Annotated in this window: 11 protein-coding genes; all 11 read right to left on the reverse strand. The window is 43.2% G+C overall.

Annotated elements, in window-relative coordinates; genetic code table 11:
- Positions 1 to 64: 64 nt before the first annotated feature.
- A complete protein-coding gene (locus CJU60_RS06745) occupies positions 65 to 442 on the reverse strand; it encodes a diacylglycerol kinase family protein (protein ID WP_024122089.1) in 378 nt (125 codons plus the stop codon).
- Positions 423 to 896 carry an rRNA maturation RNase YbeY gene (gene ybeY, locus CJU60_RS06750; RefSeq protein WP_010334982.1) on the reverse strand — a complete coding sequence of 158 codons (474 nt, stop codon included), beginning with the start codon at positions 894 to 896 and terminating at the stop codon, positions 423 to 425. The genes CJU60_RS06745 and ybeY overlap by 20 nt, the downstream gene beginning before the upstream one ends.
- A complete protein-coding gene (gene pgpH / locus CJU60_RS06755; protein ID WP_095713295.1) occupies positions 897 to 3,032 on the reverse strand; it encodes a cyclic-di-AMP phosphodiesterase PgpH in 2,136 nt (711 codons plus the stop codon).
- A gap of 71 nt (positions 3,033 to 3,103) precedes the next feature.
- Complete coding sequence (locus CJU60_RS06760) at positions 3,104 to 4,063, reverse strand: PhoH family protein (RefSeq protein ID WP_095713296.1); 960 nt, start codon at positions 4,061 to 4,063, stop codon at positions 3,104 to 3,106.
- Positions 4,060 to 5,256, reverse strand: coding sequence for a sporulation protein YqfD (gene yqfD / locus CJU60_RS06765; protein ID WP_024122092.1), 1,197 nt, complete (start codon positions 5,254 to 5,256; stop codon positions 4,060 to 4,062). Before yqfD ends, CJU60_RS06760 begins: the two co-directional genes overlap by 4 nt.
- 18 nt (positions 5,257 to 5,274) lie before the next feature.
- The gene (gene yqfC, locus CJU60_RS06770; protein ID WP_024122093.1) at positions 5,275 to 5,556 is read right to left on the reverse strand and encodes a sporulation protein YqfC; all 282 of its coding nucleotides are present in this window, start codon (positions 5,554 to 5,556) and stop codon (positions 5,275 to 5,277) included.
- A gap of 55 nt (positions 5,557 to 5,611) precedes the next feature.
- Positions 5,612 to 6,037: a hypothetical protein gene (locus CJU60_RS06775; protein ID WP_095713297.1), complete on the reverse strand. Its 426-nt coding sequence runs from the start codon at positions 6,035 to 6,037 to the stop codon at positions 5,612 to 5,614.
- Between the two features lie 27 nt (positions 6,038 to 6,064).
- Positions 6,065 to 7,060 carry a flotillin-like protein FloA gene (gene floA / locus CJU60_RS06780; protein ID WP_024122095.1) on the reverse strand — a complete coding sequence of 332 codons (996 nt, stop codon included), beginning with the start codon at positions 7,058 to 7,060 and terminating at the stop codon, positions 6,065 to 6,067.
- Between the two features lie 21 nt (positions 7,061 to 7,081).
- The gene (locus CJU60_RS06785) at positions 7,082 to 8,395 is read right to left on the reverse strand and encodes an NfeD family protein (protein ID WP_095713298.1); all 1,314 of its coding nucleotides are present in this window, start codon (positions 8,393 to 8,395) and stop codon (positions 7,082 to 7,084) included.
- A 130-nt stretch (positions 8,396 to 8,525) separates the two neighbouring features.
- Complete coding sequence (locus tag CJU60_RS06790; protein ID WP_010334989.1) at positions 8,526 to 8,972, reverse strand: GatB/YqeY domain-containing protein; 447 nt, start codon at positions 8,970 to 8,972, stop codon at positions 8,526 to 8,528.
- A gap of 14 nt (positions 8,973 to 8,986) precedes the next feature.
- The coding region (gene rpsU, locus CJU60_RS06795; RefSeq protein WP_095713310.1) for a 30S ribosomal protein S21 at positions 8,987 to 9,072 on the reverse strand (86 nt) is incomplete at its 5' end.

Below are 9,072 nucleotides of genomic sequence, written 5' to 3' on the forward strand. Positions count from 1 at the left end.
TTTACATAATGGCGCTCCTTTTTTCACGCCCATTTCTAAAAATGTAAAATAAATGTAAGAATTTTCAGCCAGACAGCTTTGGCAAAAAAATAAGTAAACCAATAATACACGAAATCACGGCAAAAACGCAAACAGCCCCGGCAGCAGCGTCCTTAGCCGCCTTAGCAAGCGGGTGATGTTTATCTGTTACTAAATCAACCGTGTGTTCAATAGCTGTATTTAAAAGCTCCAGTGAAAGCATTCCGCCAATCAAAAGAAAAATAATAGCCCACTCTGTCAGGCTAAGATTAACGAGAAAACCGCAAATGATAACGGCGCAGGCAGCCGCGGCATGAAATTGAAAATTCCGCTCCGTCCGCGCCGTTCTCCATATGCCCCGCCCTGCGTGCACGAAGCTCATTAGGAATCGCTTCAGCTCATTTCTATGATCTCTTGAGTCCATAGGCGTCCAGCAAATCCTTTTGCTTAGTAAACATCTCCTCTTCTTCCTCTTTCGTCATATGGTCATATCCTAAAAGATGCAGGAATCCATGTACCGCTAGAAAGCCAAGCTCTCTCTTGAAAGAATGGTTATATTCTTCAGCCTGCTCTCTTGTACGATCTGCACTGATGATAATGTCACCTAGAACCGGCGGCATTTCAGCACCGACAATTTCAACTTCGTCTTCTCCCTCTTCTTCAAGAGCAAAAGAGATGACGTCTGTCGGCGTATCCTTTCCCCGATACTCTTTATTGATCTGCTGAATGTCTTCATTGGTAACGATCGTGACAGAAACCTCAGCCTGGTCCTGAACTCCTTCGCGCTCAGCGGCAAATTGAAGCAGATTTTCTACTTCTTTAAGCATCTCTTCAGAGACACTTCCGGTTTCATCTACGATATCAATCAATAAACTCATCTATTTCACCTTCTTAGTAGCCTCCGGATATTCAATCCGGGAGTGGAAAATTCCTTTTAATGTTGCACAAAGCGTTTTTGCGATTGTATCAAGCTCTTTAAATGTCAAATCGCATTCACTAAACTGTCCGTCCTGAAGCTTATCGGATATAATGCCCCGGACAAGCTTTTCAATTCGTTCAGGATTTGGATTATGCATCGATCTGACAGCCGCTTCGACACTGTCTGCCACTGATATAATCGCGGCTTCTTTTGACTGCGGCTTCGGTCCCGGGTAACGGAATTCTTCCTCTGTAATCTGATCGCCTTTTTCTTTCGCTTTATAATAAAAGAATTTCAAAAGAGAGGTCCCGTGGTGCTGCTCAGCAATATCCACAAGCTCCTTTGGAAATTTATAGCTCCTCAGCATATTCGCCCCGTCAGTGGTATGCGAAATAATGATATTTTTACTGAGTTGCGGAGAAAGCTTATCATGCGGATTGTCAATATTCATTTGATTTTCAATAAAATATTGCGGCCGCTTTGTTTTTCCGAGGTCGTGATAATACGCACCGACTCTTGCAAGCAAACCATTTGCCCCTACCGCCTCGCAGGCGGCCTCTGACAAATTGGCTACCATGACGCTATGGTGATATGTACCTGGTGTTTCTGTCAGTATTTTTCGAAGCAGCGGATGGTTAGGGTTGGACAGCTCGATCAGCCTCATTGTGGACAAAATGCCGAAACCTGTCTCAAAAAACGGCATAAGCCCGATAATTAATACGGAGGAAGCAAATCCCGACACAACCCCCATCAGCATGAGCGTCCCGATTTCCAAGCCTGACAGCGCGGTGTTTTGAATCAATAATAGAGATAGAACCACAATCATATTGATAAACGCCACAAAAAGCCCGGTCTGCAAAATTTTTGATCTGCCATTGTGTTTTCCTAAAAACAAAACACCGGAAATACCGCTGATCAAATAATAAATACCAATGACATAATTAAATGTTCCTGTCACACCTTGATTAAACATCATACTTCCGCAAATCGCAAGAATGATACTTCCTAAAATAGCGATCCGTTCATTCATCAGCAGCTTGATTAAGATTGCACCGGCCGCAATAGGAACAAGATAGCCAATATTGTTATATTCCATCTTTTGAAATAAACTGACAACCTCCATAATAACAAGCAAAAGCGTTGTAATAATGGAGAATAATAGGATCGACTGGTTTTTGAATTTCAGATTTTGATTCTGTTTTTCGAAATAGTAAACGAGTGTAGCAATGAAAAGCCCGATCATAATCAAAAGGCCGCTAATCGGCTTGAACAAATTGGAGTTATTTAACAATCCGGTCAGCTCAAGTTTTCTGTACACTTCCCGATCAATGAGGTCATTTTCTTCCACGAGCACCTGCCCCTGTTTGATCTGAACCTGCTGAACATTGTCTGACGCTTCCTGGCGTTTTGCCTCTGTTGCTTTTGGATCGAAGACGTAATTCGGAATAATGGCGTAACGCCCGATTTCCGTGGCGGCTCCCAAATATTTAGACGGGATAGAATTACTCTTCAGTTCTTTTTGCACTTTATCTTTTGCTTCAGATAATTTATCCGACGGGATTTCACTGCTCATCACTGAGTTTACTGCTGTTATGACAGTATCTCTGACAAATGAAAAATCTTCATGGTCCGCCTTCAGCAAAGTCTTGATGGCATCCTCTGATATAGAATCATTCACATCTGACGTCAGCTTATTTTTCACCGACTTAATCATTGTTTTTTCTGATGGTGAACTGCTGTCTTCTTCTGCTGATTTTTTCACTTCACTGATACTGTCGAATATCGATGACACAAGATCAATTCGATTGTCTGTATAATCTTTCTTTAAGGTATATTGATCTTCGACCGCATCCTCAGCAGCTTGCTTTTTTTCCTCTGTCGCTTTTTGATCTTCCACGGTTGCCGGAGCATAAATGGTCTTGTCGCTGACTGAAAACAGGTCTAAATCAAGCGTTTCCGGCTTCACATGTACAAAAAGCAATGCGAACATAATCGCAGCCAGCAGAAGATACAGCAGTACATGCATGGAACGGGCATTTTTAAAGCCGCGCCACTTTTTTGAGCCGCTTTTGGTCTTCCCCTTCTTTTTCAACACAAGAACCTCCTCTAGAAAATCAAGCTCATAAGCAAAAATGACCCGATAACGCGCGATCGGGTCATTCAGGATTAATTTTGCTTATCGTATGCTTCAATAATTTTCGCAACAAGCGGATGTCTGACCACGTCTGTCTGGTCCAGTTCAATCACAGAAATGCCGTTGATTTCTTTCAGCATCTCTCTCGCTACTGCAAGTCCCGATTTGACGCCTTTCGGCAGATCAATTTGGCTAACGTCACCTGTAATGATCATTTTAGAGCCAAAACCCAGTCTCGTCAAAAACATTTTCATCTGGGCAGGCGTAGTGTTCTGTGCTTCATCAAGTATAACATAGGCATCATCAAGCGTCCGGCCTCTCATATAAGCGAGCGGAGCGATTTCAATGACTCCTCTTTCCAGCAGCCGTTCTGTATGATCTGTTCCAAGCACATCATGAAGAGCGTCATACAGCGGGCGCAAATAAGGATCTACTTTCTCTTTGAGGTCACCTGGTAAAAAACCGAGGCTTTCACCGGCTTCTACCGCAGGTCTTGTTAAAATGATTTTTTTAATATGTCCGTTTTTCAATGCGTGGACTGCTTTTACGACAGCAAGGTACGTTTTTCCAGTTCCTGCCGGGCCGATGCCAAATACAAGATCATCTCGTTTCATGGCGGCTACGTATTCCCGCTGTCCCATGGTTTTCACACGGATCGATTTGCCTTTTGCGTTTTTTGTAATTTCTTCTTCGTACATGCTTTCAAAATATTCAAGTTCATTCTTTTTTGCCATCTTGATGGCGGAAATCACATCACGTTCAGAGATCTCTATCCCCTTGCGAATTAATGCGAGAAGTGATCCCAGCAGCCTGTCGGCAATCTGAAACGATTCTTCATCGCCTGAAATATAAATCGTTTCGCCTCGCGTAATGATATTTACATCCAGATCTTTCTCCATCAGTGTCAAAAAAGAATCTTGATTCCCGAACAGTGAAAGCGCTTCGTCCGGGCTTTTCAGTTTTTGATTCATCGCAAGTAAATGTTCTGTCATTCTTCAGTCTCCCTGACAATAGGTGTGGTTTGAACGATATCTTCTATAACTTGGTAGAGAATAATCAACTTTACTTTACCATTCTCGACTGTCTGGTGCAAAACTTTTTCACTTTTCACCTCGCCGTCCTCGCCTATTTTACTCTCTACATCCCGTTTACCCATTTTGATTCCTTCTTGAACTGCTTCTTCTTTCGTATATTTTCGCAAAGCCTCTTCACTTTCTCTCGTTTGCTCTTTGATATAAGAAACAGGGAGCTCCAAACCGAGAAAATGAAGCGAATGCTTCTCTTGTTCTGTTTTTGGATGTTTTAATTCTTCTTTTTTAAGCGTTATCCCCCAGATTGGGAAAGCCCATGAGCCAAAAGAAAGCTTGTGCTTTGTCCTTACTTTGCCCGTATAGACGTTAAATAATGTTTCAAGGGGCACTGTTACTTCAGATCTGTACCAAGTCTCGCCGTAAATTTCAGCTTTAGAGGCGACTTCCTGCTGCTCATCTTCGCTTCCGATTAAGCCGGAGACAAGCATTTGCCCCTTTTCCACATGATCATGGATTGCGGCCATAGGCTGTCCTTTCTGGACAAACATTCTTGTAATGGTTGCTTTCTTTTTGGCGACAATGTGGCGTGGACTGACATACTTTTCTTTTTCAGGCTCATTTTTCTCTACAACTTTCATGTGGATGGTCGTGCCTTTCAAATCGACTCCGACCCACGTGATATTGTCTATTCCGTTGGTTAACGATTTTTGTATTTTTTCGGGAGACTGCATTAAAAATTGCAATCGCCCTTTTTTGACGCCGATTTCCTTTAAATGTTGCATCATTTGGTGCTCCGTTTCAGGCTTTGCACCAGTCACTTCAATTTTCCACACCATATTGGAGAGCAAAAACAAAAGGATAAAAAAAAGCGCAAAACCAATCGTGAAACCTAAATTCAGTTTGGATTTCAGCAATAAGAACGGGAATCCTTTTCGATTGATAAAACGGGCTTTACAGTCAAATTCTCTTCTGACACGCCGAAAGGCATGTACATCCTGAAGCTGTATATATAACAAGACGGCTTCTTTCTTTTTTTTCAGATGAAAGATCGGAATCCCTCTTCTTGTGCATTCATTAAGGAGCCGTTCAATGCCTCGTCCCGTCACTTCAAGCTGGACCTTACCACCAAAAAAAGACAGCCATTTATTTTTCACAACATTTCCCCCTCGGCTTTATGACTCAACATATCGAACGACATCAATCGTACCCTCCAAAAGTATTTCTTCCGGAAGAATCGCTTTGATCACAAAGTTTTTTCCAGATATGATGCACTGGCCCTGCTTAAGCATCAGCCTCACTTCATTCTCACTGAACAGCAGAAGGCCTCTGTGGTTTTCTATGTAGATATGAAGTCTGCCGACCATTGTGATCCGCGGCAGATCCATCATAACGTCCGGGGGAATTTCCAATGCTCTTGTCAGCCAAGCTTTTAAACGATTCTTTCTTTGCCCCATACAAAAAGAACCCCCTTTCATCTCATATGTATGATTTGAAAGAGGGTTCTAACACTTAATTTTTGCGGGCTGCTCGCATTGTGTGATGAGGTTTTTTTGCCCTTGGCGGACCGAATACCTCGCCTAAGACGATGCCTTGCACCACAGTGTCTTTATTGACCTGAAGCAGTTTTTGCTTGGTATACACAGCTTTATGTTTGGCGGCAGTAAGATCCCGCTCAAGCCCTTTCAGGTTTCTTTCCGTTTCCTTCCGTCTGTCTTCAGCTTCTTGTCTCATCTGTTCCAAGCGGTTTGGAATAGGTGCTGGCGTTTCTTCAGCTGATTGTTTAGTTTGAACAGAAGCAGGTTTCATTGTCTGCGGCTTTTTTCTTTTTTGATTTTGATTGTTTTTTTCTTCTTCTTTTTTCACTTTGCCGAAAATCGTGGAAATAATTCCGATAATCGCTGCAATAACAAGCGGATTCGTCAGTATATCTTCCATCACTATTCTCCCTTCTGCATAGAGAGATTATGATTTGCGGTCTTCATCCGATTGGTCTTTCGTTAATTTACCGAATGAATCACGCATATCTGTGTCTGCATCAATGTTTTTAATATTCATGTAGTCCATGACACCGATATTTCCTTCGCGCAGGGCTTCGGCCATCGCAAGCGGCACTTCCGCTTCGGCTTCAACCACTTTAGCTCGCATTTCTTCTACACGTGCGCGCATTTCCTGCTCTTGAGCAACAGCCATTGCACGGCGTTCTTCGGCTTTGGCCTGTGCAATATTTTTGTCGGCCTCTGCCTGATCCGTCTGCAAGATCGCCCCGATGTTTTTACCAATGTCAACATCAGCAATATCAATCGAAAGAATTTCAAAGGCGGTTCCTGAATCCAGGCCTTTACCGAGAACCGTTTGAGAAATCATATCAGGGTTCTCCAGCACTTTTTTGTGATTTTCGGATGAACCGATTGTAGAGACGATCCCTTCGCCTACACGGGCTACAATCGTTTCCTCACCCGCACCCCCGACAAGGCGGTCGATATTGGCTCTTACTGTAATTCTCGCTTTCGCCTTCACTTCAATTCCGTCCATAGCAACACCTGCAATAAACGGTGTTTCAATGACCTTCGGATTAACGCTCATTTGCACGGCTTCCAATACATCACGGCCGGCAAGGTCGATGGCTGCACAGCGTTCAAATGTAAGCTCAATATTAGCACGCTGAGCTGCGATAAGTGCGTTAACGACTCTATCTACATTCCCTCCGGCAAGATAGTGGCTTTCAAGCTGGTTTGTTCCAACGTCGAGTCCCGCTTTATGCGCTTTAATCAGCGGATTAACCACCCGGTTCGGTATGACGCGGCGAAGCCTCATCCCTATTAGAGTGAAAATGCTGATTTTAACTCCGGCTGCTAAAGCTGAAATCCAGAGCATAACAGGTACAAATGTAAAAAATACAGCTAAGACAATGATCCCTACTACGACAATAGCCAGTATCATTAATGTTGATGGGTCCATGCTACTTCTCCTCGTTTCTGTTTAAATTTCTCTCACGACAATGCGCGAGCCTTCCACTTTGATTACTTTTACTTTTTTATCTTTCTCTGTAAATAATCCTTCAGATACCACATCAAGACGTTCGTCATCGATAATGACGGTTCCCGCGGGACGCAGCGGCGTAAAGGTCACGCCCTCCTTGCCGATTAAGTCCGTGCGCGTTTGGTTTGATACATAACCGCTCTCTGTATTTGTAGAATCATTTAATATAAATTTCTTAAAGAATTTCATACGCTTTCCCAACACCCTTGTCAGTAAAATGAAAGCTGTAATGGAAACAGCTGAGGCGATCAAGAGAGAAACCGCCATGACTGTGAAGCTTCCCGCGGCCAAAAATAAGCTCGCAACAATTGCTCCCAAGCCAAGTAAACCAATGATTCCTCCGGGGAGGAATATCTCCATCAGGATCAGAATCACCCCTGCTATAAAGAGGAGAACCGTTTCATATCCGGCAAGACCCGTTGCAAGATGTCCGTAAAAAAACAGGATCAAAGCGATCAATCCTGCTGTTCCAGGCAGACCGACACCAGGAGAAAAAAGCTCAACAGTAAGACCTAAAAAGGCAATTGTCAATAAAATAGGAACAACAATCGGACTGGTCAGCCACCTTGCTGCCTTTTCTGCAAAGCTTTCTTCAGCATAGCTGATATGTGCATCTTCGTATCCAAGCTTCTTCACAAGCGCGGATAGATTGTTAACAGTTCCTTCTGAATAGCCTACGTCAACAGCTTTTTCCGCATTCAGCGTAAGCAGATCTCCCTTCGGCGCGCCCGCTTCTCTTGCATCTACATCAGGGTCTGCCATGGCACGCGCATATTTTGGATCACGGTTGTTTTTAGCTGCGGCATCTTCCAGCTCCGCAAGCCAGAATGATTCAGCTTTTTTGTCAGCAGCATTGCCTTTACCGTCTATGATCGCCGCGGCTCCCATCTTTCCTCCGGGCGCCATATAAATGGCGTCAGCCTGTAACGCGATATATGCACCAGCAGACAATGCCCGTTTGTTTACATAAGCAGTTATCGGGATATCCGTTTCGTTGATCGTGTCCGCTATATCAATAGCTGATTTCACCAGTCCTCCCGGTGTGTTAATATCAAGAATAATATGGTTTGCATGCTGAGCCTCTGCATCTTGTAGCGAACGTGACAAAAACGAGGCGAGACCCTGTTCGACATTTTTTTCAACGGGAATGACGTAGACGGTTTGTTTTTCTGCTTTTGTGTGCAGCTGAACTCCTAATAATGATAGTAGAAATATGCTCAAAAGAGCCGCTCGGAATCCTTTTGTTTGAAGCAAGGGCGATGTATCCCTCCTTCCTCGTATAGTAAGTGCCTTCTCTTCATACGTAACAAATGTATCAAAGGTTTCATTTTTTTATGTATAAAAAAAGACATCTCTCTTAGAAAGATGTCCTTTTCTTCGCCATTTAAGACAGTTGACTGCTCACAAGCTTATTAATTAAACTTCCGTCAGCTTTACCTTTTACTTTAGGCATAATTGCCCCCATCACTTTGCCCATGTCCGCTTTTGAGCTCGCACCGACCTCCGCAATGGTTTCATTTACGATTGTACGCAGCTCTTCTTCTGATAGCTGCTGTGGTAAATAAACTTCTAAAATGTCCAGCTCTTTTTGAACTTTATCTACTAAATCTAAACGATTAGCGTTTGAAAATTCCTGGAGGGAGTCTTTACGTTGCTTAAGTTCACGAGAAAGGACAGTGAGTTCCTCATCCTCGGTCAAACTGTCTTTCTTAAGCTTAATTGCTTCGTTTTGAAGTGAAGCCTTAACCATTCGAACGACAGTCAGTTTGTCTTTCTCACGGCTTTTCATATATAGCTTCATATCTTGGTTAAGTCGCTCAAGAAGACTCATAAATCCACCCTCTTTTAGAATTTGCGTTTTCTAGCAGCTTCAGACTTTTTCTTGCGCTTTACGCTAGGTTTTTCATAAAATTCGCGCTTTCTTGCTTCTT

Source organism: Bacillus sp. 7705b (genome assembly GCF_002289525.1).
GTDB lineage: Bacteria > Bacillota > Bacilli > Bacillales > Bacillaceae > Bacillus > Bacillus halotolerans.

Bases quoted from the DNA above. Each gene is read 5' to 3' on its own strand.
- yqfC (WP_024122093.1), bottom strand. From the start codon at position 5,556: ATGGGGCAAAGAAAGAATCGTTTAAAAGCTTGGCTGACAAGAGCATTG.
- CJU60_RS06775 (WP_095713297.1), bottom strand. From the start codon at position 6,037: ATGGAAGATATACTGACGAATCCGCTTGTTATTGCAGCGATTATCGGA.
- CJU60_RS06790 (WP_010334989.1), bottom strand. From the start codon at position 8,972: ATGAGTCTTCTTGAGCGACTTAACCAAGATATGAAGCTATATATGAAA.
- ybeY (WP_010334982.1), bottom strand. From the start codon at position 896: ATGAGTTTATTGATTGATATCGTAGATGAAACCGGAAGTGTCTCTGAA.
- CJU60_RS06745 (WP_024122089.1), bottom strand. From the start codon at position 442: ATGGACTCAAGAGATCATAGAAATGAGCTGAAGCGATTCCTAATGAGC.
- CJU60_RS06760 (WP_095713296.1), bottom strand. From the start codon at position 4,063: ATGACAGAACATTTACTTGCGATGAATCAAAAACTGAAAAGCCCGGAC.
- floA (WP_024122095.1), bottom strand. From the start codon at position 7,060: ATGGACCCATCAACATTAATGATACTGGCTATTGTCGTAGTAGGGATC.